A 24,578-nucleotide genomic window follows, 5' to 3' on the forward strand; every position below is an offset into this window, starting at 1 on the left:
TGTTTCAACTTTTTTTATTTTTTCATATCAATGTGAGGAATATCATCTTCCAAATAAACATCTGAAATCGCTTGAAAGCCAAATGATTCGTAAAATGAACGTAGATAATCTTGAGCACCAATAATAATTGACGCAGTTGGATACTTTTGTTCAATAACTTCTAAAGTCTTTTGAACTATTTCCTTTCCTAATCCTGATTGACGGTGCCCTTTAGCTACCAAAACTCGTCCAAAATGTACAGCATCTTCTTGTTTGTAGATTCGTGTATAAGCAGCTACATTTCCCTGGTCATCTGTCAAAAACGTATGCAGTGCCTCCGGATCAATTTCGTCGACTTCTTGATATGGACACTTTTGTTCAACCACAAAAACGGCAATTCTTTCTTTTACTAGCAGATAAAATTCTTTTGTTGTTAATTCATCAAATGCCTTCACTTGGTAATTCATTCAGTAGCCTCCTAACAATTTATCTTTTTATAGATTACTTGTTAAAAAATAAAAAAGCAAACGAACCATACAAGGGCCCGTCTGCTTTTAAACTGCTTCTGTTAAAAATTCAATCTCTACTGTACGAGTTAATACATCAGAATAGCTGTAAGACACTCGCTCAAAAGAGTTTTCTTCAGGATCTAAGTCAACGACAAAGACTGAAGGATAGGTTTCTGTTAAAACGCCGCGGCGTTCTGTTTGACGCTTTCTTCCTGTCTGAGCAACCAACATGATTTGGCTGCCGATACGACCTTCTAAATCTTTCTTGATTGTAGCTAAAGTTGTTGGCATACAGTTCACCTCATTGCTCATTGTAACAGATAATGCAAAACTTTTCAAGTCTACCATATAAAAAAAAGAAATGCAATAAAAAAATAATGGCAGCGGAAATATTAACTATTATTCTTCACTATATCCTTTCAAATGTTTCTTGATTTTCTGTTTTACACGGTTGTAACCACTCATCACCTGCTGAATATCCATTGATAAATCTTTGGCTATGTACGAAAAATCACTTCCTTGCATATAATGATGAAAAATCTGTGCTTCTCTTTTCGAAAAATGGATTTCACATGTTTCAATTGCTTCATTCAACAATAGTTGTTGAACTGCTACAGGTTCTTGAGTTGTCACTTCCGCTAAGAAGTCTGGTCCCTCAGATTCAATTTTTTGTTCCATAGAAACTTCGTCTTTTTGATCTCTACGTTTTAATGCGTTTTGCTTCCTTAATAACGAATAGATTTGATTAGTAATAACACTTTTGTAATAACTGCCAAAACTAACTCCTTTGTTGGTTTCATAGGTTTTTAAAGCTTGATATAACGCAACACGTGCTTCTTGTTCCCAATCTTCGTTCATAAAATTCCGCACATAATAACTATTTTTTAAGCGTAATAAAAGTGGATAATATTTCTGATAAAGGGTAGAAAATGCTTCTTCATCACCATTTCGTGCAGCACGTAATAACTCCTCAGGCATAAATAAATCCTCCATAATCTCTATTATGGAGGAATATTAGCATCAAAAATTATGTTATTTAATCTGATAACAAGGTTATCTGTCCTTTTTCATTAAATCGTCTAGCTTTTTAGACAATTTATGCAATTGTTCATCATTCCAAGGAGAATTACGTCGAAAATCAATAAAACGCATATTTATATTTTCTTGGGCTATTGTTTCTTCTGTTTTTTTGATTGTTTTATACAATTCATACGCAGAAGTTCGTAAGGCTCCTTGTGAAAACACTACCCACTGCTCAGCCAAATCACTTGTAGCAACTGTTACTTGTGTCAATCGATCATTCAATGTGCCTGCTACTCGCTCAATATAACTATCCGCTGTTTCATCTTCTTTGGTGAATACAACTTCTAGCTGATATTTTTTATAGTTTTGTTGGATTCCAGGAACCAGTTGCGCATCAAAAACTACAATTACTTCAATTCCTTCAAACTTTGCATAATTAGACAAACGATGGAGCAAGGCTTCACGTGCATCAGCCATTTTATCTTGTTTTTTTAACAAAACAAGTTCTGGCCAAGAACCAATCATATTGTAGCCATCGACAATCAATAACTGCTTTTTCATCAGCTTACTCCCCCTGTCGTTGGGAAAATGCCTGATACATCAGTAGACCGGCTGCAACACTTGCATTCAAGCTTTGAACATGCCCTACCATCGGAATCGTCAATAACTCATCCATTTCCTTTTTCAACCCTTGACTCATGCCGCGCCCTTCATTACCAATTACTAATGCAATTGAACCTTTTGCATTCCAATTTTGAAAATTCGTTCCAGACATATCTGTTCCAAAAATCCAAAAACCAGCTTCTTTTAGTTGTTGAGCTGCTTGAATTAGATTAGTTACTCTTGCTACCGGAACATATTCAACTGCTCCAGTAGATGTTTTGGTAACGATTGGTGTGATTCCAACTGCACGATGTTTAGGAATAATCACACCATCCACACCGCTTGCATCAGCTGTTCGCAAAATCGAACCAAAATTGTGAGGATCTTCTAGACTATCTAAAATTAAAAAGAAAGGATTTTCTTTTTTTGCTTTTGTTTGGTCAAGCAATTGTTCTAACGATAAATATTCGTAAGGTGTGATAGCTAACACTACGCCTTGGTGTACACCACGATCACTTAGCGTATCCAATTTTTGTTTAGGCACCCATTTTACGGGCACTGCTTGATCACGAGCAATTATTTTTAACTCATCTATCTTTTCTCCGTGAGCGTCTTCTTGAAGGAACAATTTGTTTCCTCGCCCTTGTTGTAGTGCTTCCACAGCAGCATGGTGCCCAAAGACAAAATTATCTTCAATTGACTCGTCTTTTTCTTGAGTATGCTTTGATCCTTCTTTTGTTCTTTTTTGAGTAGTTTTTGATTGTTTATTCCAGTCATTACTCTGTCTTTTTTTATTTTTAAAATTATTTTTTCTATCCATTTTTTTCACCTATTTTCTGAATACACCATTCAATCAATTCTTCCATTCGTTCAGTTTGCTTTGTTAGATGTAAATAGCCCATCAGCGCTTCAAAACCTGTAGCAATTCGGTAAGTCGTGATGTCTGCATTTTTAGCACCTGTATGACTCTTGGCATTTCTGCCACGACGATAATAAATATCTTCTGTTTCTGTTAAAATATTTTCTTCTAGCATCTTTTGAATCAAGTAAGCTTGTGCTTTAGCAGATACATAATTTGTTGCCGTATGATGTAATTTATTGGGCTTTGTTTGCCCTTGATTAATTAAGTAGTCTCGAATATAAATCTCATAAATTGCATCACCAACGTATGCAAGGGCTAAACCATTTAACTGCGTGTAATCTCTCATACTTCTCTTCTCCAACGGGTTCCTTGGGGGGTGTCCTCCAAGATAATCCCTTTTTCTTTAAATAAGTCCCGAATTTCATCGCTACGTGCGAAATTTTTTGTTTGACGTGCTTGGTTTCTTTCCTCGATCAATTGTTCGATGTCTTCATCCAATAACTCTTCCGAGGTAAAGAAAATCCCAAAGATTGCTAACCATTGTGTATATAAAGTTATACCTTGCTCTAAAACAGGTAGGGAAACTTGTTCTTGTTCCAAATAAGTGTTTAACCATTTTGCAAGTTCATAAACAACTGTGATTCCATTTGCTGCATTGAAATCATCGTCCATTTCTTGAACGAAGCGTGTTTTCAACTCAGTTAATTCTGCCATTTTGTCACTATCATCTGCTAATGAACCAGCAGCGCTATCTTTACGGAATTGAACGTTATCATACGTATTTTTTAAACGCTGCAGATTGGTTGCAGCTTCTTTTATTGTTGCCTCACTATAACGAATTGGTCGGCGATATTGCGTCGTTGCCATGAAGAAACGTAGAACTTGTGGATCCACTTTTTGGATCATTTCATGAACAGTGATGAAATTACCAAGAGACTTACTCATTTTTTGATCTTCTTCACCAATTGTTACGTAACCATTATGCATCCAATAATTTGCGAATTTTTGTCCTGTTTTAGCCTCACTTTGAGCAATTTCATTCTCGTGATGAGGGAACTCTAAGTCCTGTCCACCACCATGAATATCAATCGTTTCACCCAAATGTTTTGTAGCCATAACAGAGCACTCAATATGCCAACCTGGACGACCATTCCCCCATGGTGACTCCCAAGAAATTTCTCCGGGCTTGGCATTTTTCCATAAAGCAAAATCTAAAGGATCTTCTTTCAGCTGTTGTTCATCACCTGTTCGCTGACTAGCACCAATTTCAAGTTCATCAATTGACTGATCACTCAATTGGCCATAATCTTTGAAGCGACGTGTGCGATAATAAACATCGCCTTGTGCTTCATACGCATAATCTTTTTCAATCAATACTTGGATAAACGATAAAATATCTGGCATGTGATCCATTACTCGTGGATGCAAGGTTGCTGGTTCAACGTTTAACGCTTTGGTATCTTCCTCGAATGCTTGAATAAAACGATCTGCAACTTCTGGTGCTGTGATTCCTAAGTCTTTTGCCGCACGGATGATCTTATCATCTACATCTGTAAAGTTCGAAACATATTTTACTTGATAACCACGATATTCGAAATAACGACGAATCGTGTCAAATGCAATGGTGCTACGCGCATTTCCAATATGGATGTAGTTATAAACAGTTGGACCACAAACATACATTCCAACCTGACCTTCTTTAATAGGCACAAATATTTCTTTCTCTCGAGTAAGCGTATTATATATTTTTATCATTCTGTTCTCCTTATCTTTTCACCTTTAATCCGAACAACTTTTGCCGGAATACCAACTGCTGTAGCATCATCTGGGATGTCATTAAGTACCACGGCTCCTGCCCCTATTTTTGCATATCGACCAATTGTCACTGGACCTAAAATTTGTACATTCGCAGAAAGCAACGCGCCTTGTTTAACTGTAGGATGTCGTTTGCCTGTTTGTTTGCCTGTCCCACCTAAAGTCACTCCATGGAATAAGACCACATCATCTTCAATTTCCGCCGTTTCTCCGATTACTACGCCCATTCCATGATCAATAAAGACACCTTTACCGATTTGGGCACCAGGATGGATTTCAATTCCAGTCAGAAAGCGCCAAAATTGAGCAATTATTTTAGCTAACAAATACAAACGATGTTGATATAAGAAATGGGAAAGGCGATGCCAAAGCAACGCATGAAATCCTGGATATGTTAGAACAATTTCTAAAGTCGAACGGACAGCAGGATCATTTTTTTTTGTAGCAGTAATTATTCGCGTAAACCAATTCACTCACTTTCACTCCTTTCTATAACAGATTTATGTAAGCAAAACTATAAATAAAAAGCGCCTTTTAAATAAGTTTCCTTAAATAAAAGACGCTAACGGCGTGGTTCCACTTTTTTTCATAATCAAAACAGATTACCTCGAAGCAAGATAACGTCTGCTACCCGTTTTTAGCTACTTATGTTCGCTAAAACCACTCCCAGAGGCATTTCAACACTTAATTTGTAACGACTTTCACCTTCCGCCGTCTCTCTATAAACAAACTACTTGTTTACTTCTTCTGTTCTTTGTGTTTATTTTATTACTTGGATCAAATGAGCAAGTGCTTTTTCACGACCCAGTAATTCGACTGTGTCTGGTAATTCAGGACCATGCATTTGACCTGAAACAGCAACACGAATTGGCATAAATAAGTTTTTGCCTTTAACACCAGTTTCTTTTTGGACAGCTTTGATAGCTGCTTTAACTGTTGGCGCATCGACAACTTCCATTTCTTCTAATTGAGCTTTGAATGCTGTCAAGACAGCTGGAACTGTTTCACCAGCTAAAACTTCTTTTGCTGCATCATTTAAAACAGGATGTTCATTAAAGAATAACTCGGATACTTCAACGATTTCCGCAGCATAGCTCATTTGTGGTTGATACAATTGAACGATTTTTTTCACCCATTCAATTGTTTTTTCATCTGGATTTTTTTCAACTCGACCATCTGCAATCAAATAAGGTAGACACATATCTGTTAGTTCGTCTAAATCCATTTCTTTCATGTAGTGGTTATTTACCCATTGTAATTTTTTCGCATCAAACGCTGCCGGTGATTTGCTCAAGCGTTCTGGATCAAACATTTTCACTAATTCTTCTTGACTGAAGACTTCTTCTTCGCCTACTGGTGACCAGCCAAGCAATGCAATAAAGTTGAACATTGCATCAGGTAAGTAACCTAATTCACGGTATTGTTCGATAAATTGAAGAATTGATTCGTCACGTTTACTTAATTTTTTACCAGTTTCGCTGTTAATAATCAGTGTCATGTGACCAAACGTTGGTGCTGTCCAACCAAATGCTTCATAAATCATCAATTGTTTTGGTGTGTTTGCAATGTGGTCATCTCCACGTAAAACATGAGTAATTTTCATTAAGTGATCATCAACTGCTACAGCAAAGTTATAAGTTGGCATGCCATCACGTTTTTGAATGACGAAGTCTCCGCCGATGTTATCTGATTCAAATGAAATCTCACCTTTGACCATATCATTGAACTTGTATTCTGTGTTGCGCGGCACACGGAAACGAACAACTGACTCTAGACCTTGCGCTTCTTTCTCAGCCTGTTCTTCTGGGGTTAAGTTGGCACATTTTCCACCATAGTGAGGCATTTCACCACGAGCGCGTTGTGCTTCACGTTCAGCTTCTAATTCTTCTTCTGTACAGTAACATTTGTAAGCTCGATTGCTTGCAAGTAATTGATCAATCAGTGGTTGATAAATTTCTTTACGTTCAGACTGACGATAAGGACCATATTCTCCTGGATTTTCAGGAGATTCGTCCCAATCCATTCCTAACCAAGCTAGATTTTCTAACTGACTTTTTTCTCCATCTTCAATGTTACGTTTTTGGTCAGTATCTTCAATACGAATGATGAATTCTCCATCATTGTGGCGAGCAAATAGATAATTGAATAATGCAGTTCGTGCATTTCCAATATGCAGATGCCCTGTTGGACTTGGTGCATAGCGTACGCGTACTTTCGTCATTTTCTTCCTCTTCTTTCAAACTAGACTTATGTGACTAACAGCAAAAATCCGTCAGCTTTGACCTTAAAAACATTATTTATTTAAAGTCACTCAGCAAAATTTTACCTTTTCTAGTGCAAATAGTAAAGCCAACCGATTGAATTTCCTTATCAGTTGGCTTATTTTATTTATGAAATTAAGATTTCGTCTTCGTTTCTGAATTTTTTTTGTTATCAATCCCTCGGCCTGCGTGTGCTGGTTTAGCAAAAATCATTCGACCAGCTGCTGTTTGCAACGCACTAGTTACAACAACTTCGAGATGCTCATTCATATAATGCTGGCCATCTTCAACAACAACCATTGTTCCATCATCTAAATAAGCAACACCTTGCTGACGCTCTGTTCCGACTTTTACGACTAAAACATTCATTGTCTCACCAGGAATAACAACTGGTTTGACTGCATTTGCTAAAGCGTTGATGTTTAACACTGGCACATTTTGAAACTCAGAGACTTTATTCAAGTTATAATCATTAGTGACAATCACACCATCTAAAAGTTTAGCTAATTTAATTAGTTTACTATCAACTTCACTGATTTCCTCAAAGTCTCCGTCATACATTTCAACAGAAATACCTTCTTCTTTTTGTAAAGCATTTAAAATATCTAGTCCACGACGCCCTCGAACTCGTTTTAAACTATCACCAGAATCTGCGATATATTGCAATTCATATAAAACAAAGTTTGGAATCATTAATGTTCCTTCTAAGAAACCTGTTTTAGCAATATCATAAATTCGACCATCAATGATAACGCTCGTATCCAAAATTTTATATTTATGGAAATTATCTCCTGATTTACGTTCCAATAGTTGGCTTTCAAATTGAGTTGGTAATTCTTGTTCTACTTTCTTGCTTCGTGGTGCAAAAATTTTCTTCCATTCATCGATTCGCGTGGTCCCCATTCTCATACCAAAATAACCTAAAAAGATCATCAATAAAATAGGTAAAACGCTATTTACAAATGGAATTTCCATGTTGTAAAGCGGAGTTGAAATAATCACTCCTAAAGTTAGACCAATAATTGTACCAATCGCTCCAAACAATAAATAAGTTAAACTAATCTCACTTAATTTTTCTTCTACTTGTTTCAGCACAGCAGCAATATGTTTTGCTAATAGCAGAGATAAAATAAAGAAAATAAGTGCACCTAACAGGCTATTAGTAAACGTATTGTTCAGCCAGCCATTGGTTTGTTGACCGATTGCTTGCCAAGCAGTTGGTAAAAAAGAAATACCTAAACTTGCTCCTGCAATAATCATCAACAACGTAATGACGCGTTTTTGCATAGTTGTTCCTCCATTTCATTTTTTTATTTTATGATTGAAATACTTTTTTAAGTGTTTCACCCAATGTTGCGACTCCAATAACTTCAATACCTGTAGGAGCCTTCCACCCACCTAAATTATTTTTTGGTAAATAGACTTTCGTAAATCCTAATTTTTGAACCTCTTTGACACGTTGTTCAATATGACTTACACGTCGGATCTCACCAGTAAGCCCAATTTCACCAATAAAACATTCTGTTGGCTGTGTTCCTTTTTCTTTATAACTTGATGCAATACTTACCGCAATTGCTAGATCAATTGCTGGTTCATTTAATTTTACTCCACCTGCCGCTTTTAAGTAAGCATCTTGATTTTGCAGTAATAAACCAGCTCGTTTTTCTAAAACTGCCATAATCAAAGAAACTCGATTAAAATCTAAACCGGTAGTTGTGCGTTTCGCATTTCCAAACATAGTTGGTGTAACTAAAGCTTGGATTTCTACTAAAATTGGACGAGTGCCTTCCATTGCAACAACGATTGCTGAGCCTGTTGCGCCATCTAAACGTTCTTCCAAAAAAATCTGAGAAGGATTAGATACTTCTTCTAGCCCATGTTCACGCATTTCAAAAATACCAATCTCATTGGTTGAGCCAAAACGATTTTTCACTGCACGCAGAATTCGGAAACTATGGTGTTTTTCCCCTTCAAAATACAAAACAGTATCCACCATATGTTCCAACATTCTTGGTCCTGCAATCGAACCTTCTTTGGTAACATGTCCGACAATAAAAATAGCAATACCATTCGTCTTCGCAATTTTCAATAATTCTGCAGTTGTTTCTCTCACCTGGCTGACGCTCCCAGCGGCACTTGTAATATCTGGTTGAGTCATTGTTTGAATTGAGTCAATAATGACATAATCTGGTTTAAGCTGTTCAATCGCATGACTAATTTCATTCATATCTGTTTCTGCATATAAATAAAACTCAGTGTCAATGTTTCCTAAGCGTTCCGCACGAAGTTTGATTTGTTCCGCACTTTCTTCACCAGAAACATATAAAACTTTTCCCCCAATAGCTGCTAATTGCTGAGATACTTGTAAAAGTAATGTTGACTTACCAATCCCTGGATCTCCACCGATCAGTACCATTGAACCTGGGACTACTCCACCCCCAAGTACACGGTTCAATTCAGTTAATTTTGTTTGTACACGAGGTTCTTTTTTAGGGACCACCTCGTCGATTTTTGTGGGCTTTGCTCGTTCGCCAGTTAAACTTGTGCGGACTCGACGATCACTTGTATCTTGTTCAATCTCTTCGACCATCGTATTCCATTTTCCACAGTTTGGGCAACGTCCCAAAAATTTAGGCGACACATAACCACAATTTTGACAAACAAATTGTGTCTTTGATTTTTTTGCCATTGCCTCGCCTCCTTTAAATAGCTAGTAAGAACTGGCCAAGTTAATTCTTATTGGAAGAACCAAACCCGCCCTCTCGACTTGTTGTTGTTTCATCTTGATCTGCCTTCAAAAACGGCAAGAAAATGCCTTGCCCAATTCGTTCACCTTTTTTGATTGTCACATCTTTAAAACCAAAATTAGTAAACTGGAACATAATATGCCCCTCATTATCTGGATTATTGTAGTAATCACTATCAATAACTCCAACACCATTTGTTAAAACTAAAAACCGTTTTAAAGGATTACTTGAACGATTAGCTAACTGTAAATATTCATCTTCTCCCATATAAGATTTGATACCTGTTGGCACCAAAATAGGTTTTAGTTGTTTTTCATCAATTGTTGCTGCTTTTTCTCCCATTGATTCAATCAATGTAGTAAGGCCATTTTTTATACCTGACTTCCAAATACTTGGAATAATAATATCTGTCGCAGCTTCAAAATCATATCCTGCAGCATGGTGTGTTGCTCTTTTTGGTAAATTGATTTCTTGACTCGCATAATTAGAAACAACTTCAAAACCTCTTTTTTTCACGAATCTTCCCCCTAGAATAAACTATGTTTTATTTTACCATATTCACACTACCAAAGGCCTTTCTTTGCAAAATCTTCAAAAAATTCTGTTATCCTATAGAAAAGTCTTCAAAGATCGTCCTTTTTTTCTTCTTAATTGAAAAAAAGTTCTTCTTTTAACCATGACTTTAGACACTAAAACAAGTAAAATAGAAAAAAATTACATATAAAATTTATTCAAATAATTATTAGAGGTGTCTCATGCGCAAAGAACTAACTCAAGCAAAACGAATTATTATCAAAGTAGGTACAAGCACTTTGATTTATCCAAATGGAAAAGTAAATCTAGCGGCGATTGATCAACTTGCTTTTGTTTTAACCGATTTACGCAATCGTGGAAAAGAAATCATTTTGGTTTCTTCTGGTGCTGTTGGTGTTGGAATGACAAAAATGAATTTGAATAAACGACCACAAACAATTCCAGAACAACAAGCAATCGCGGCGATTGGTCAAGGTGAGTTAATAAATATTTATAATCAACGATTCGCAACTTACGGTCAGCAAACTGCACAAGTTTTAGTCACACGTGATGTAATCGATTTTCCAGAAAGCAGAAAAAATGTGACCAATACTTTAGAGCAGCTTCTCTCTCTCGGTGCAATCCCAATTGTAAATGAAAATGACACCGTTGCAGTCGATGAGCTAGATCATTCGACAAAATTTGGAGACAATGATCAACTTTCTGCAATCGTAACTCAATTAGTTACGGCGGATTTATTGATTGTCTTATCTGACATTGATGGCTTTTATTCTGATAACCCCACAACTAATACTGAAGCTGAACTATACTCATTGGTTACCAAAATCAATGATGATTTGATGGCAAAAGCTGGTGGTGCGGGAAGTACCTTTGGAACAGGTGGCATGCACAGCAAGTTACAAGCTGCAAAACGAATTTTTGATGCAAATCGCTCCATGGTCCTTGCAAACGGGAAAAATCCAGCAATTATTTTTGATATTTTAGCTGGTAAAGAAATCGGCACCTTTTTCAAGCAAAACTAAAAGATTATTTTTGATGAGAGAACTCGACTAACTTTTAGAAAAACAAAGGAGGATTTATGATGATCGACTTAAGACAGCTCGGAGAAAATGCTAAAAGCAGTGCTACTACCTTGGCTTTAATGAGCACAACAGATAAAAATAACTTGTTACTTAAAATGGCAGATGCTATTGAAGAAAATCAAGCAACCATTCTTGAAGCTAATAAAGAGGACTTGGCTCATGCAACACAAAATAAAATTAGCGAGACAATGCAAGATCGGTTAAGACTTACACCTGAAAGAATTCATTCGATGGCAGAAGAGATAAGAAAGGTTGCCCAACTGGATGATCCGATCGGAAAAGTTGATCATATGTGGAAAAACGGGGACGGCTTGCTGATTGGAAAAAAACGTGTGCCACTTGGTGTTATTGGAATCATTTATGAATCACGACCAAATGTCACAACAGATGCTTCCAGCTTAGCTTTCAAATCTGGAAATGCAGTTATCTTGCGTGGTGGAAAAGAAGCCTTTGCTTCCAATCAAAAACTGGTTGAAATTCTACAACAAGTTTTGGTGGACAATGGGCATTCTCCTTACGCAATTCAATTTGTAACAGACACTTCTCACGAGGTTGCTGATCAATTAATGAACTTAACCGATTATTTAGATGTTTTAATTCCTCGTGGAGGAGCAAATTTGATCCAACGAGTAAAAGCTCATGCTACTGTGCCAATTATCGAAACTGGTACAGGAAATAATCACATTTATATTGATAAAGACGCACAATTAGAAATGGCAAAAAAGATTATCGTTAATGCAAAAGCATCTCGTCCTTCTGTTTGCAACGCTGCTGAAACGTTATTAATTCATGCAGAAGTCGCTCCTTTTTTCTTGCCAGTAATTGAAAAAGCATTAGTCGACAGTGGTGTTGTATTGCATGCAGATCAACGCTCACTAGAATTTTTAGAAACAGCATCTTTAGCAACCGATGAAGATTGGGATACAGAATATCTTGATTATATTTTAGCAGTAAAAATCGTTGATTCTATCGACGAAGCGATTACCCACATCAATCGCCATAACACGAAACACTCAGAAGCAATCGTTACAGATAGTTATTCTGCTAGTCAAATGTTTTTAAATCAAGTAGACGCTGCTGCAGTCTATGTAAATGCCTCTATCCGATTTACTGATGGTGCTGTTTTTGGATTTGGCGCTGAAATTGGTATCTCCACGCAAAAATTACACGCAAGAGGACCAATGGGACTTAATGAACTAACTACAACTAAATATATCATTTACGGTGACGGTCAAGTACGTGAGTAACATCTAATTTGTTTCACAAGAAACATTTGTTATCATATGTTGTTCCCTCTCACTATATATTATGCAAAAAAGGTGAATTATTTTTTTAAATGATTCGCCTAAATAGAAAGGTATTCTCATGTTTGAAATTTTAACCATCTTTTTAGTCTATTTATTTTCCCTAAATATTGCCGCTTTTTTTGGTGTCGCTTTACTAACAATTTTCTTTCAGATGAAAAAAAGAAGTCAAGGTATGCAACGAGAAAAATGGACAAAGTATTTTGAAAAAATTGGACCTAAAGGATTACTGATTCGGCTTTATATAAGCTATATGTTAGCCTTAAGTTTATTAGCAGCGATTAATTACGTGTCATTTTTTAATCATTCACTACCGTATACGCTCACACTTTTAATTGCAGGCTTTTTCCATTTAACTTATAAATATCAATTGAATAAAGATCATTTGAAACACACATTTCATTAAATTAGGGAGTGTGTAGCTGATAGAATCGCTACACACTCCCTAATTGATTAATCTCAGTAGTTTTCTGAATCAGTCCCAGAACGTCCTTCATTAATCGAAAAGCCATCAAATGTCTCACCGTCATAATATCGAAGTAATTCATCGACAGATAAGTTCATAGTCTTTTCCTTTTCTTCTTCTAATTCTTCCAGCATCTCTTTACGATACGATTGATAAATCATCGCTAATTTTTGTTGCATAGCTTGTCTAGACTCACCTTGTGCATTGATTGTTGGTAATTCTTTTAAATAGCCTCGATACACTGGTCTTCCATCAATCAATTCAATGGGCAATTCGACTAGCGTTAGCCCCACTTCACGAAAATCTTCTTCAAACATTTTTCTTTACTCCTCGCTAGCTTTTATGCTTTGATTTTAGCGGATATTTTTCTTTTTTACCAGTGACTCAGATGTGCTTGGTCGTATTGAGTAAGGACACTCAATTAGCGTAGCTGGATCTACTTAAGTATTGTTTCATTACTTTGATAACTTAGACATCCAACCACATTATTTATACATTAAAACAATTGATCCTGATTGCCAACAAACTTTAAATAGCCAAAAATAAAAAATGTCTTAGAAACTTTAGAAAGAAAGTTTCTAAGATATTTTTCCAATTTTTTATTTTTGGTTTCCTTCTTCTGTTATAAAATATTGTCGATGATAAATAATAAATCCTAAACTTAACAAAACAATGATTGCTGCAAAATAAAACGAATATTTTTCATCAAAGATTTCGCCTATTTTACCCGCAATAAATGGTGCCAAAGCTCCCCCAAAAAAGCGGACAAAACTATAGCTAGAAGAAGCCACATTTCTTTCCAAACCTGGAATTTCCATAGCAATAGTCGTTAACAATGTATTGATAATACCCTGAAAAAATCCGGCTAACACAATACTGATTGGTACGAGTATCGAGAGGGATGTTCCTAAGCCAAGTAATATTAAACAAAGTGTAAAGAAAACAAAAGCAAGCATAATTGTGCGGTAGGTTGTATACTTTCGTTCTAAAAATGGTGCCACAAAAATAGAAGAAATTGCTAACAACACGCCCCAACCAAAAAAGACAAATCCAACTTGCATCTCAGTGTAACCTGTTAACAGAAATGGTGCATATGCAAGCAAAGTAAAAAAGCCAAAATTGTAGAGTAACGCAATGAACCCAACTGAACGTAATTTATGATTAGCTAAAGCTTTCACTCCTTCTAAAAATTGAACCTTACGTTTTGGTTTTTCAATTTCAGGCAATAAAATAGCCAACGCAATAAAGGCACACAACATTAAAAAGGCGACACCAAAGAACGGGTATCTCCATGATCCACTTCCGAGTACGCCACCTAACAATGGACCAATGGCCATTCCACAGCCAATCGCAGCTTCATACATCATAATTGCTTTTTCTGTGTTTCCTACCAAAATGCTAACGATTGTCGCTAGTGCTGTCGAAACAAACAGTGCATTACCAATTCCCCAACCAGCACGCAAACCAATCAATAAGCCAATATTATTTGACAATCCACCTAGTCCGGCAAATAACACAATAATCAATAAACCCATCATCAATGTTTTTTTCAAACCAATTCTACTAGATAAGAATCCCGTGAACAACATAACTACACCTGTTACTAGCATATAACTTGTAAATAAAAGCGTGGTTTCTGCAGGTGTCGCGTTTAATTGTAAAGCAATTGTTTTTAAAATGGGATCAACCAATCCTACCCCCATGAAAGCAATCATACAGGTCGCAGCCACAACCAATGCCGAATTTTTCTCGGAAGTCTGCTCTTTCATTTCAATTTTGTTCTCCAAATTTATCATTCCTCTCTAATTAGCATCATACATGACTTAAATTACATGTCAATATGCACATGTAATTTAAGTATATTTTTTGTGATATAATAAAAAAAAACGGAGAAAGGAGTATTACTCAATGAATACTTTATCTTATATTCTATTGTGTGTTCTTTTAACAAAGCCACGATCTGGCTATGAGTTAAAACAATTGATTAATATTTTCTGGGAAGCACACCATAGTCAAATTTATACAACCCTAGCGAAACTTGAACAACAAGGTTACTTATCTATCTTAGATAACGAGCAGCATTCACAGAAAAAAATTTATGAACTAACGAATGATGGACGCTTACTTGTTGAAGAATGGATCAGGGAAGAAACTCCTTCACCTACACAAAAAGATGAGTTTTTAGCAAAAATCTATGCCTTTTCTACATTAGATAAAAACACAGCAAATGGTTTGCTATTTACACGTGAACAGCAGTTGAATAAAATACTTCAAAAAAACCAAGCAAAATTAGATGGGCTTACCTCAACGAAAAAAGAAGATTTTGGACGCTATGTCGTCATCAAACGAAAAGTTCTTCTTTGCCAACAAGAAATTTTATGGTGCCAACAGGTAAGAGATCAAATGCAAGCTTTCTTTGCATAAAAATAGAGTGTGTCACCTGTAGAGATGACACACTCTATTTTTATTTCGTTTGAATGATGTTCAATACTTTTCGAGAAATAGGTCCCACGAAAAGGAGTTGTAAAGGTAGAGCTATAACGACATTCATTTTCCAAGCATTCAGATACGCTGATAATAAATTATCCGAGATTCCTTGTTCCATTATTACACCAAAAAGTGACATACAAGTAACCATGCCAGCGACCATTAAACAAGAAATCGTTAAAATAATAGGCACTTTTTTTTCTGGATTCAACGGCAATTTAAATGCAATTTTTTTTGCTAAAACACCGATGACAAAAACATCTAAGATGAAGGCAACAATAAAACCTGGAAGTAGTCCTGTCACAAATTTCGTCAAGTACAGCTCCTGATGTAACCATAAATTATAGGCACTCATTCCAAAAACCATTGAAAAGCACATCATCGTAGTAAAAATAATTCCTTCTTTTTTATTTGTAGGCACTCAAATCATTCCTTTCATTTTGTCACGAGGATTATCGTAGCACAGACAAAAAATTCTCGTAAGCATTTATTTTATTTATCATAAAATAAATGAAACTTGACTTGAGTACTTAAAAGATTGGCATTTATTTGAACGTAGTCACTTTATCAGCTGCTAAGCGAACAGACTCATATCCTTCTTCTACCGCTTTTCCGATGGATAAAATGATAACGGGCACATATCTTTCTTTAGCTAAACCAAAAGCTTCTGCAAGTTGATCTGCTTCAAACCCACCAATTGGATTCGTTTCGTAACCATGTTCACGTGCAACTAACATGAATTGCATTGCCGCAAGACTAGAATCAACTTTGACGACATCGTTCATTTGCGACTTAGAGAATGATTTGTAATAAGGAATAATGGCTGCCAATTGTTGATCACGGACTTCTTTTGGCATCTTACCAGCTTCATATGCTTGATTATAGATTTCTTCACCATATTCATAACATTCTAGATCCCCAAAAATCAGCACCATAGCTGAAGATGTATCATTCTGTTTTGTATTAAAGCGAATCAGTGGACGCAATTTTTCTTTTGCTTCGTCACTTTCCGCAACAACAAAACGCCATGGTTGCATATTCACTGAAGAAGGAGCCGTTGTTGCTTCCTGAATCATGGTTAACATTTCATCGTGGGGAATTTTGTACGTTTCATCGTACACCCGGACAGATTTTCTGCCATACATAATTGTTGAAAAATCTTTTGCTTGTTCCATTTATTCCACTTCTTTCGTTTTGATTGCTGATAATTGTGTATTTAATTTATTAAGCAACACTAATAACTGTGACATTTCTTCTGGTTTGAATGCCGGTGATAAAATGCTAGCCATATCCGTGTGCTCTCTTTCGCAGTTTGAAAGTTTCTCTTCTGCTTTAGCGGTTAGAGTGACCACTACTTCCCGATTATTTAAAGGATTTCGTTGTCGTGTAACATAACCTTTTGTTTCTAATAATTTTAAGTGCCTAGTCACCGCTCCTTGATCGATTTGTAATAAGGATTGTAACGTGTTTTGTGAACAAGGATTCTTTTCTCTTAAAAGCGTTAATAATTCATAACGCGTCAGGCTCAACCCGATATTTTCTTCAAAAATTTGAATAATCTTTTGATCTGCTACTTTAATTTGATATAAAACATGACTAACTTCTTCTAAAGACATCTGATCCTCCTCACGTTAACTATTGACTTGTCAATCGTTGACTCGTCAATAATAAAGCGATTTGTCGAGAAACGCAAGGATTTTTGTTTATTAAATGACTTTTTTATTGGCGTTTCATGATGTGACTACCAAAAATTATTGAATAATATATATGCATATATGAACAAGATAATAACTTAGTAATAATTTTGACAAGAGGGCTTTAGCTTACTGCACAAAAAAACTAGCCAACAATTCTCCCCGAATGCCAAAGACACATTTTTAGTAATTGGCGTTTGTTAGCTAGTTCGTTAATTAAATTAGTTCATCAATCAATAATTTGGCAACTGCTCGCACAGAAAATGGATTTTGTCCTGTTAGAATTCGACCGTCTTTGATTGCATATTCGTGATAAAATCTTTTCTTCTTAAAATGCCCCCCTCTTTTTTCCACCTCTACCTGATTCAAAAATGGGACAACCGTTTTTTTCCCTGCGAGAATTTCTTCTGCCGTAGTAAACCCAGTAATATTCTTACCTTCAATCAAATAATTACCACTCTTATCTTTAATATTCAATAATCCTGCTACTCCGTGACACACAGAAACAAGATACCCGCCGTTATCATAAATAGCAGTTGCCAGATTTTGAATGGTCAAATCTTTTGGAAAATCCCACATTACACCATGTCCGCCAGTATAATAAATAGCCGCGTAGTCAGTTGGATTCACTTGATCTGGACGCAAAGTGTTCGTTAATCCTCTATGAATAAAATCAGGATCTTCATAAATTTCAAGAATTGATTCATCTGTGTATTTCATACTTCGTGGATCAAGTGGGACAAATCCACCTTTTGGACTAACAAAATCGACTTCAATCTCAACCTTTTGCATTTCAGCCACAAATTCAGCCGCTTCACCTAACCACAATCCAGTTGGTTCAGTTGTTCCCTGATAGCGAGTAACATTCGTTTCAATAATCAATACTTTTTTCACATTAATTCACCTCTGCGATAATTTGGGTCACATCGCCCAATAATTTTTGCAATTTATTGATTTCAGCCGTTTCATGCGTTAAATAATAGAAATTTTTCGTTCCTTCACTACGATAATCAATGATTTTTGCTTCTTTTAAAATTTTCAAATGATGCGATACTGCTGGACGAGAAAGATTTGTTGTTGCTGTTAACTCATTCACTCTAACTCCTTGGCAAGCACGGTCTTCTAGTAATCGAATGATAATTGCCTGACGTTTTTCATCACCCAAAGCAATTAAAAAATTACTCACTTCTGAGAATTCTTTTTTTAAATTCGTAAAATCAGCCATCTGACATCCTCCGTTTATATTTTTAAACCATTAAACCACCAAAGCGATCTTCTTGTCAAATGGGTTATTCCTTTCCAAGTGATGACGCATCTTTTTCAGTGTCCCCTGAAATTATCGACCAGAAATCAGAAAATTTCTCTATATACTTAAGGTATCAAGTAAATGATCACAGGAGGAAACATAATGAAATGGTATAAACTTTCAACTGAACAAGTGAAGCAAAAAACACGTGCTGAAACAACTGGCCTTACACAACAGGAACGTCAAACTCGTTTAGAAGCTGACGGATTAAATAAGATTGAAAAGCAGGAACAATTAAAACCATGGCAAAAATTTGCGAAACATTTTACGGATTTATTGATGATTGTTTTGATGATTGCTGCATTACTTAAATTTTTCACCGGAGATATCATTGGCGGGAGTATTATTTTGTTAGTAGTTGTTATCAATGGGTTGATTAGTTACTGGCAAGAGAGAAAAGCGGAAGATTCTTTGGATGGACTGAGAAATATGATGGGACAAGAATCAGTCGTCCTTAGTGATGGTATTCAAGAAACAATTGATGCGGAGCAACTCGTTCGAGGAGATATTGTTATCTTAAAAGCAGGTGATGTTGTCCCAGCAGATTTACGTTTGATTGACACACACGATCTAACGATTGAAGAAGCTATTTTAACTGGTGAATCTTTAGCCGTTGAAAAGCAAAGCGCCACGATTGAAGAAACATCGCCAACAGGAGACCAAGTGAACATGGCGTTTTCTGGGACATTGGTCCAAACAGGCTCTGCCCAAGGAATCGTTGTCGAAATTGGAAATCAAACTGAGATTGGGAAAATCAACCAAGCACTTCAGTCTGTAAAAGTACAGACAACCCCGCTTATTAAAAAAATGCACCAACTAAATAAGTACATTTTCCAAGGTATCTTAGCCTTGATCGTGTTCTTACTTTTCTTCTCTAGTTTAAGATACGGGCTAGAATTGAATCTGATGTTCTCTGCTTCAGTCGCATTGATCGTCTCTATGATTCCAGAAGGATTACCTGCTGTCTTAACAATGATCCTTTCAATGGGCGTCAAAGAAATGGCAAAAGAAAATGCCATCATCAAAGGCATGCCAACAATTGAAACATTAGGTTCGATGACCGTTATTTGCTCTGACAAAACAGGAACATTGACCAAAAATGAAATGACCGTGATGGACGTCTTAACTGATGAACCACAAATGATGAAAGAAATTATGAACAACTGTCAAGAATTAAAGACTAAGGACGATCAACCAATCGAGCAATTAAAAGGAAACCCGACAGAATTAGCCTTACTCAACTACGTGAAAAATGATGCGCTATCTTTAAAACCAGTTCTAGGCAAGATTCCTTTTAGTTCAAGTTACAAATACATGGCAACTGCACATTCTGTCGACAACCAATTTCTTGTTTTTGTCAAAGGTGCGCCAGAAGTTTTGATGCAAAAATCACAATTAACTGAAACAGAAAAAGTAAATTGGGAAGAACAAGCTACACAATTAGCAGAAAAAGGGCAACGTGTTCTTGGATTTGCCTACAAGGCGTTCAATGAGCCTGCAGAGTTGACCCATGAACTTTTAACCAATCTAACCTTCGTTGGTTTGTCTGGTATCATTGATCCGCCAAAAGAGAGTGCGATCCAAGCAGTCAGAGAAGCACAACAAGCTGGAATTTCAGTTAAAATGATCACAGGAGATCATAAAGAAACAGCTAAAGCCATTGGAATTCAAATTGGATTGAAGCATACAGAAAATGTATTAGAAGGGGTCGACATTGATTTATTATCAGACGAAGAACTTGCTAAACAGGTCCAAAAGGTGGATGTTTTTGCCCGAACGACGCCTGAACATAAATTACGAATCGTCACCACTTTACAAAAAAATGACGAAATTGTTGGTATGACGGGTGATGGTGTCAACGACGCACCTGCCCTAAAGAAAGCAGACGTTGGTATCGCTATGGGAATCAAAGGTAGCGAGGTCAGCAAACAAGCTGCCGACATGGTCTTAGCTGATGATGACTTCCATACAATTGCTAAAGCAGTTAAAGAAGGACGCAGACTCTTTGATAATTTGCAAAAAACAATCAACTTCTTCTTACCCACTGCATTAGCACAAGGGCTAATCGTGATCGTTGCCTTATTATTGAACCGCCCACTTCCCCTAACTACCGTGCAAATTTTATGGGTCAATATGGCTACAACGATTACACTTTCTTACGCTTTAGGATTTGAAAAAGCAAGTCCAAACGTGATGAAGCGCCCTCCTAGAGAAACAAATGCTGGAATCTTGTCACTTTACAATGTCTTTCGGATATTCTATGTATCCTTGTTAATCATGGTACCTGCCTACCTATTATCCATTCAGTTCGATGGCGCTGCATTACAACAAACAATCTTGTTACAAAGCATCGTTTTAGGCCAAGCAGTCTACATGATTAACTGTCGCGAATTACTTGATCCTTCACTCAACCAAGGAATTTGGAAAAATAGAGCTCTGTTCATTTCATTAGGAGTCTTGTTCATCCTTCAAGCAATCGTGATTTTCTTACCAGCTGCTCAACAATTGATTGGCACAACTAGCTTATCCCTCAACCAACAATTATTGATTTTCGGAAACGCATTGGTTCTTTTCCTCATCGTTGAGCTTGAGAAAAAAATCAGTAGAAAACTTTTAAGCAAAAAAAAAGCACCTAACCATGGATCTATCTCCTAAGAGAAGAATTGGTTAGATGTAAGAATGATTCGTGAGTTCAGTCAATCGGCTGAGCTCATTTTTTGTAGGTATCAATGAAAGATAAAAAACCGGTAACGGGGAACTGTCAATAGGGATATTTGAAACAATCAAATCTCCTGCTTGATACGTAATCGCATTTAATTGTGTTAGTTCAATTGGTTCAATCCGAATCCGTTTGCCTAAGTAATCAGATAGTTCTTGTTGTAAAAATAACTTCCAGGCAGGTTCACTTTGAAAAACAAGATAGATAGTTATGGTGTGTGTTTTGATTGAGAAAATTGCTTGTTGGCACAACAAAAGAAAAATATTTACAAAATATGCTTGTTCTTTAATGGATGCGACTTTTAATAATTCTTGAAATAACTCGTCTCCGACCATTTGGACGATGGGATACACTTCATTCTGTTGGATTAATAGCTCTTGATACTCTAGTTGAAATTGCTCTGAAAGGCTAGGCGACTCAGCATATTTCAATAATAGCACCAATAAATTACACTGCAATTGTGTGTCATGTAATTTGGGAAGATCTAGTTTTTTAGCTAATTTTTGAACCGTTTGTTGTGCTTTAGCAAGTAGGTCAGGATAGTCAGTATCTAACACTGTCTTCACTTCTTCACCAAAGTCATTGTTATAATTCCAACTTTCAAAAAAACAGAAAAAAGTAAAAAATAGTTCAGATTTTTCAAGATAAATGCCCTCTTTTTTATATAAACTCTTTAATGATGGCGCATATAAACATAACAGAGGATCCTCCTGATTAAATGAAAACTGATTGATCTGGCAACCCGCCTTGATTCTGATAGTATTGATAAAGAACCAGCAAATACCAAATATCTGTTCCGTTTCAACTTTCAGTTTAGTTGAGATATCTTTCGCTAAAAAATAGTGATAATGATCTTCGTGAATAAAATAGTCTTCAAAAAAATAATTATTATGAGTGAACGGTAAAAGTAACCTGTGGTAAAAAATCCGAATGGAGCTTTCTTCTCCAACCAGCTTTGCTGTTCCGCCTTTTAAACGAATTCGAATATGATAACTTTTTAGATTCTGATTAACCTTTGTAGTATGACGTTTGAGTGTTTCCATGGAGATTCCTGTGTTATATAAAAAATCGGATAAATTTAATTCCTTTGTAAAAAGTAACTCTTTGACTAGTTGAAGCGTAATCGAATGCGGCAAGAAAACTTCCCAGATATCATTTGTTGCAACTGTAATTTCACTAATCAATTTAATACCGTTATTATCTGTAACAATTTTCCATCCAGCAGGTAAATAACTACGAACAGAATTCAAATCTGAAAAGACTGTTCGCTCGGTCGTTTCAATTTTTTCGGCTAATTCTTTGACCGTAATCTGTGAATTATTAAGAAGTTGTTCCAACAATAATACTTGTCGATACAAATCTTTCTCTGTTATAAATTGTTTCACTAAGGAATACATGCAAGGCCCCCTCCCCAAAAATAATCAACTCGTAAAAATTGGTGTGACAAATTTTTTATGTATAAAACAACTGAAAAAAATAGCTACTTCATCTTTTTGACATGTATCATACTTTGATCAAATGATTGAAGATTGATTCGATACCTCTGATTTGTATCAATCTCATGGTTTCCGACATCGTTTTCATTACTTTACTAAGTATAATTTTAAATAAATAAAATGAAAAGACTTAACTTGATAAGGCATAAACTAAATTTGAATTTTGGTAATCAATTAGTACGCAATTTCTAGAATAATCGCTAGTATAGATAACTTCATAAAAATAAACCTTTTATCACTTCGTCAACCAATCGCTAACCAGTGTGAGTCTCATCATATACAAAAAAGACATTCCAAAAATGGAATGTCTTTTTGAACGATAATAAAATTAACGTTTTGAGATGTGACTCGTATTTATTATAAGGACATCTATCAATAGAAATCCTATTATATCAATATTTCAAGCACCAAAAAGTGTCTTGATTTGGATAAAATAGGACTAATATTGATATTACTTGAACCAATTTGAACCAAAGATAAATGGTAGTTGAATACAATTCTCTTACTAGTTCATCAATCTTTTTTAGAGTTATTCCTCCGCTCTTATTTATTTGAGACCGTATTGAGAGCTGGATTGCTTTCTGGTGGTCTCTAATAGACTAAAAACAGCTTAAATACGGGATTATTGAAGAGCTATGAAATCCAGTAAAATTTGATTGAGAAGGTCAAAAGTATGGTCAAAAAAACTCGCCAGTGTATTAATCTTTTCAGAATAATAAAGATGATATATAACTTCTTAGAACCTGATCTGATTGTTTGAAATTGGAGTAGTCTGACATCCTCCAATTATTGACGATGAAAAATTTATTTTTTGTAATAATTAAATATAGTACACAATTGTCAACTATAAATTGCTCTGTTTAAGTTTATTTAGTACTTCGTATTTATAAAAGATATCAAATTCTTTAACTAACAGCTCATACAAAAGTATTTTCCAAGGTGGATCTAGCTCACTCATCAACGAATTCTTCCTGCATTTTAAAAAAAGATTTGCCTGTTGCTTACTCAGATTTTCTTTTTCCACTAACATTTTCGAAAGTTTTATTACTTCGTGACTAGCAAGTGAAGCTAAAACTTTTTTAAATTCAAAAACTTCATTAAAGTTATATTTAAAACTAATATCAGCTTCTGTATTCAAACTATAACATGGAATAAAATCAGTATTTTTGTATATTTTATAATCAATAATCAAACCTTCCATCTTATGATAGTCATGAAAATATGGATGAAAAATTATTTTATCTACTTCAGTTACTTTATCTTTTTTTACTCTATTACACCTTGAACAAAGAGGCACTAAATTTACTGGCGTTATTGTATATTGTACATACTTAGACTTAGGTAGTACATGATCTAAAGTATCTGCATGAGCATCACAGATAGCACATGTGCCACCATTATTTCTTAGAATGATACTCGATATGTTTCCTACTTTGTCGCCTATAATTTTATTCTCATAAAAAAAAGTGCCTATTTTTGAGTTAACTGTATCAACACAATTAATAGCTTTAATTTTATGGAAATTTTCGCCAAAAGTTAGATACACTTGCTCACACTTTATTAATTCTAAAATATAAGCATCTGTAATATACGTAACATACCCTTTATTACTCGTTTTGTAGGAATCTTTAATCGAATTAATAACTTCATTAACTTTTATATGAGGAATTTCTTTTTTTTCAAACATTAGT

At 35.6% G+C, this 24,578-nt stretch carries 26 protein-coding genes and 1 other annotated feature; of the genes, 5 read left to right on the forward strand and 21 right to left on the reverse strand.

The window, feature by feature from the left end:
* Window positions 1–14: 14 nt before the first annotated feature.
* The 12 genes from JZO71_RS02700 to JZO71_RS02755 all read right to left on the reverse strand — a co-directional run bounded on the left by JZO71_RS02700 (window position 15) and on the right by JZO71_RS02755 (window position 10,315).
* Window positions 15–446: a GNAT family N-acetyltransferase gene (locus JZO71_RS02700; RefSeq protein ID WP_206898072.1), complete on the reverse strand. Its 432-nt coding sequence runs from the start codon at window positions 444–446 to the stop codon at window positions 15–17.
* Window positions 447–533: 87 nt separating this feature from the next.
* On the reverse strand, window positions 534–779 hold the full coding sequence (locus tag JZO71_RS02705; RefSeq protein WP_067484607.1) for a Veg family protein: 246 nt from the start codon (window positions 777–779) through the stop codon (window positions 534–536).
* A gap of 108 nt (window positions 780–887) precedes the next feature.
* Entirely contained in the window at window positions 888–1,466 is a 579-nt protein-coding gene (locus JZO71_RS02710; RefSeq protein ID WP_206898073.1) for a sigma-70 family RNA polymerase sigma factor, read from the reverse strand.
* Between the two features lie 75 nt (window positions 1,467–1,541).
* Window positions 1,542–2,072 carry an NYN domain-containing protein gene (locus JZO71_RS02715; RefSeq protein WP_067484601.1) on the reverse strand — a complete coding sequence of 177 codons (531 nt, stop codon included), beginning with the start codon at window positions 2,070–2,072 and terminating at the stop codon, window positions 1,542–1,544.
* Window positions 2,073–2,076: 4 nt separating this feature from the next.
* Window positions 2,077–2,934: a 23S rRNA (guanosine(2251)-2'-O)-methyltransferase RlmB gene (gene rlmB, locus JZO71_RS02720; protein ID WP_206898074.1), complete on the reverse strand. Its 858-nt coding sequence runs from the start codon at window positions 2,932–2,934 to the stop codon at window positions 2,077–2,079.
* Window positions 2,927–3,322, reverse strand: coding sequence for a Mini-ribonuclease 3 (locus tag JZO71_RS02725; protein ID WP_206898075.1), 396 nt, complete (start codon window positions 3,320–3,322; stop codon window positions 2,927–2,929). Before JZO71_RS02725 ends, rlmB begins: the two co-directional genes overlap by 8 nt.
* Window positions 3,319–4,731, reverse strand: coding sequence for a cysteine--tRNA ligase (gene cysS, locus JZO71_RS02730; protein ID WP_206898076.1), 1,413 nt, complete (start codon window positions 4,729–4,731; stop codon window positions 3,319–3,321). Before cysS ends, JZO71_RS02725 begins: the two co-directional genes overlap by 4 nt.
* Entirely contained in the window at window positions 4,728–5,264 is a 537-nt protein-coding gene (gene epsC / locus JZO71_RS02735; protein ID WP_206898077.1) for a serine O-acetyltransferase EpsC, read from the reverse strand. Before epsC ends, cysS begins: the two co-directional genes overlap by 4 nt.
* A gap of 79 nt (window positions 5,265–5,343) precedes the next feature.
* Window positions 5,344–5,555: a binding site (T-box leader), on the reverse strand.
* Window positions 5,552–7,012, reverse strand: a complete 1,461-nt coding sequence (gene gltX, locus JZO71_RS02740; protein WP_206898078.1) for a glutamate--tRNA ligase — start codon at window positions 7,010–7,012, stop codon at window positions 5,552–5,554. (Overlaps the previous feature by 4 nt.)
* Before the next feature lie 175 nt (window positions 7,013–7,187).
* The gene (locus tag JZO71_RS02745; RefSeq protein WP_206898079.1) at window positions 7,188–8,339 is read right to left on the reverse strand and encodes a PIN/TRAM domain-containing protein; all 1,152 of its coding nucleotides are present in this window, start codon (window positions 8,337–8,339) and stop codon (window positions 7,188–7,190) included.
* A gap of 28 nt (window positions 8,340–8,367) precedes the next feature.
* Window positions 8,368–9,741, reverse strand: coding sequence for a DNA repair protein RadA (gene radA, locus JZO71_RS02750; RefSeq protein ID WP_206898080.1), 1,374 nt, complete (start codon window positions 9,739–9,741; stop codon window positions 8,368–8,370).
* 40 nt (window positions 9,742–9,781) lie between these two features.
* The gene (locus JZO71_RS02755) at window positions 9,782–10,315 is read right to left on the reverse strand and encodes a dCTP deaminase/dUTPase family protein (protein ID WP_206898081.1); all 534 of its coding nucleotides are present in this window, start codon (window positions 10,313–10,315) and stop codon (window positions 9,782–9,784) included.
* A gap of 239 nt (window positions 10,316–10,554) precedes the next feature.
* On the opposite strand from JZO71_RS02755, the gene proB reads away from it, so the two are divergent.
* The 3 genes from proB (at window position 10,555) to JZO71_RS02770 (ending at window position 13,125) form a co-directional block, all read left to right on the forward strand.
* Complete coding sequence (proB, locus tag JZO71_RS02760) at window positions 10,555–11,355, forward strand: glutamate 5-kinase (protein ID WP_206898082.1); 801 nt, start codon at window positions 10,555–10,557, stop codon at window positions 11,353–11,355.
* Window positions 11,356–11,414: 59 nt separating this feature from the next.
* Window positions 11,415–12,662, forward strand: a complete 1,248-nt coding sequence (locus tag JZO71_RS02765) for a glutamate-5-semialdehyde dehydrogenase (RefSeq protein ID WP_206898083.1) — start codon at window positions 11,415–11,417, stop codon at window positions 12,660–12,662.
* Between the two features lie 118 nt (window positions 12,663–12,780).
* Entirely contained in the window at window positions 12,781–13,125 is a 345-nt protein-coding gene (locus tag JZO71_RS02770) for a hypothetical protein (protein WP_206898084.1), read from the forward strand.
* A gap of 53 nt (window positions 13,126–13,178) precedes the next feature.
* Here the strand turns inward: JZO71_RS02770 and JZO71_RS02775 are convergent, their stop codons facing one another.
* Entirely contained in the window at window positions 13,179–13,502 is a 324-nt protein-coding gene (locus tag JZO71_RS02775) for a hypothetical protein (RefSeq protein ID WP_206898085.1), read from the reverse strand.
* A 282-nt stretch (window positions 13,503–13,784) separates the two neighbouring features.
* On the reverse strand, window positions 13,785–14,981 hold the full coding sequence (locus JZO71_RS02780; RefSeq protein ID WP_206898086.1) for an MFS transporter: 1,197 nt from the start codon (window positions 14,979–14,981) through the stop codon (window positions 13,785–13,787).
* A gap of 112 nt (window positions 14,982–15,093) precedes the next feature.
* Here JZO71_RS02780 and JZO71_RS02785 point away from each other — a divergent pair, with 112 nt between their 5' ends.
* Window positions 15,094–15,609 (forward strand): PadR family transcriptional regulator, encoded by a 516-nt coding sequence (locus JZO71_RS02785; protein WP_206898087.1) that lies wholly within the window; start codon window positions 15,094–15,096, stop codon window positions 15,607–15,609.
* A gap of 40 nt (window positions 15,610–15,649) precedes the next feature.
* Here JZO71_RS02785 and JZO71_RS02790 read toward each other — a convergent pair whose 3' ends face one another.
* From JZO71_RS02790 to JZO71_RS02810, 5 genes are all read right to left on the reverse strand, one after another.
* The gene (locus JZO71_RS02790) at window positions 15,650–16,093 is read right to left on the reverse strand and encodes a DUF2798 domain-containing protein (RefSeq protein ID WP_206898088.1); all 444 of its coding nucleotides are present in this window, start codon (window positions 16,091–16,093) and stop codon (window positions 15,650–15,652) included.
* A 124-nt stretch (window positions 16,094–16,217) separates the two neighbouring features.
* Window positions 16,218–16,847: a nitroreductase family protein gene (locus JZO71_RS02795; protein WP_206898089.1), complete on the reverse strand. Its 630-nt coding sequence runs from the start codon at window positions 16,845–16,847 to the stop codon at window positions 16,218–16,220.
* On the reverse strand, window positions 16,848–17,288 hold the full coding sequence (locus JZO71_RS02800) for a MarR family winged helix-turn-helix transcriptional regulator (protein ID WP_206898090.1): 441 nt from the start codon (window positions 17,286–17,288) through the stop codon (window positions 16,848–16,850). It lies immediately after the preceding gene.
* 294 nt (window positions 17,289–17,582) lie between these two features.
* Window positions 17,583–18,260 (reverse strand): DJ-1/PfpI family protein, encoded by a 678-nt coding sequence (locus tag JZO71_RS02805; protein WP_206898091.1) that lies wholly within the window; start codon window positions 18,258–18,260, stop codon window positions 17,583–17,585.
* A 1-nt stretch (window position 18,261) separates the two neighbouring features.
* Window positions 18,262–18,591 (reverse strand): ArsR/SmtB family transcription factor, encoded by a 330-nt coding sequence (locus tag JZO71_RS02810; protein WP_206898092.1) that lies wholly within the window; start codon window positions 18,589–18,591, stop codon window positions 18,262–18,264.
* A gap of 183 nt (window positions 18,592–18,774) precedes the next feature.
* On the opposite strand from JZO71_RS02810, the gene JZO71_RS02815 reads away from it, so the two are divergent.
* Window positions 18,775–21,327 (forward strand): HAD-IC family P-type ATPase, encoded by a 2,553-nt coding sequence (locus JZO71_RS02815; RefSeq protein ID WP_206898093.1) that lies wholly within the window; start codon window positions 18,775–18,777, stop codon window positions 21,325–21,327.
* 12 nt (window positions 21,328–21,339) lie between these two features.
* On the opposite strand, the gene mafR is transcribed toward JZO71_RS02815, so the two are convergent.
* A complete protein-coding gene (gene mafR, locus JZO71_RS02820; protein WP_206898094.1) occupies window positions 21,340–22,788 on the reverse strand; it encodes a global transcriptional activator MafR in 1,449 nt (482 codons plus the stop codon).
* 943 nt (window positions 22,789–23,731) lie between these two features.
* Window positions 23,732–24,574 carry an HNH endonuclease gene (locus JZO71_RS02825; RefSeq protein WP_206898095.1) on the reverse strand — a complete coding sequence of 281 codons (843 nt, stop codon included), beginning with the start codon at window positions 24,572–24,574 and terminating at the stop codon, window positions 23,732–23,734.
* Between the last annotated feature and the right edge of the window lie 4 nt (window positions 24,575–24,578).

Origin of the sequence: Candidatus Enterococcus courvalinii (assembly GCF_017315945.1) — a bacterium.
Lineage (GTDB): Bacteria > Bacillota > Bacilli > Lactobacillales > Enterococcaceae > Enterococcus_B > Enterococcus_B courvalinii.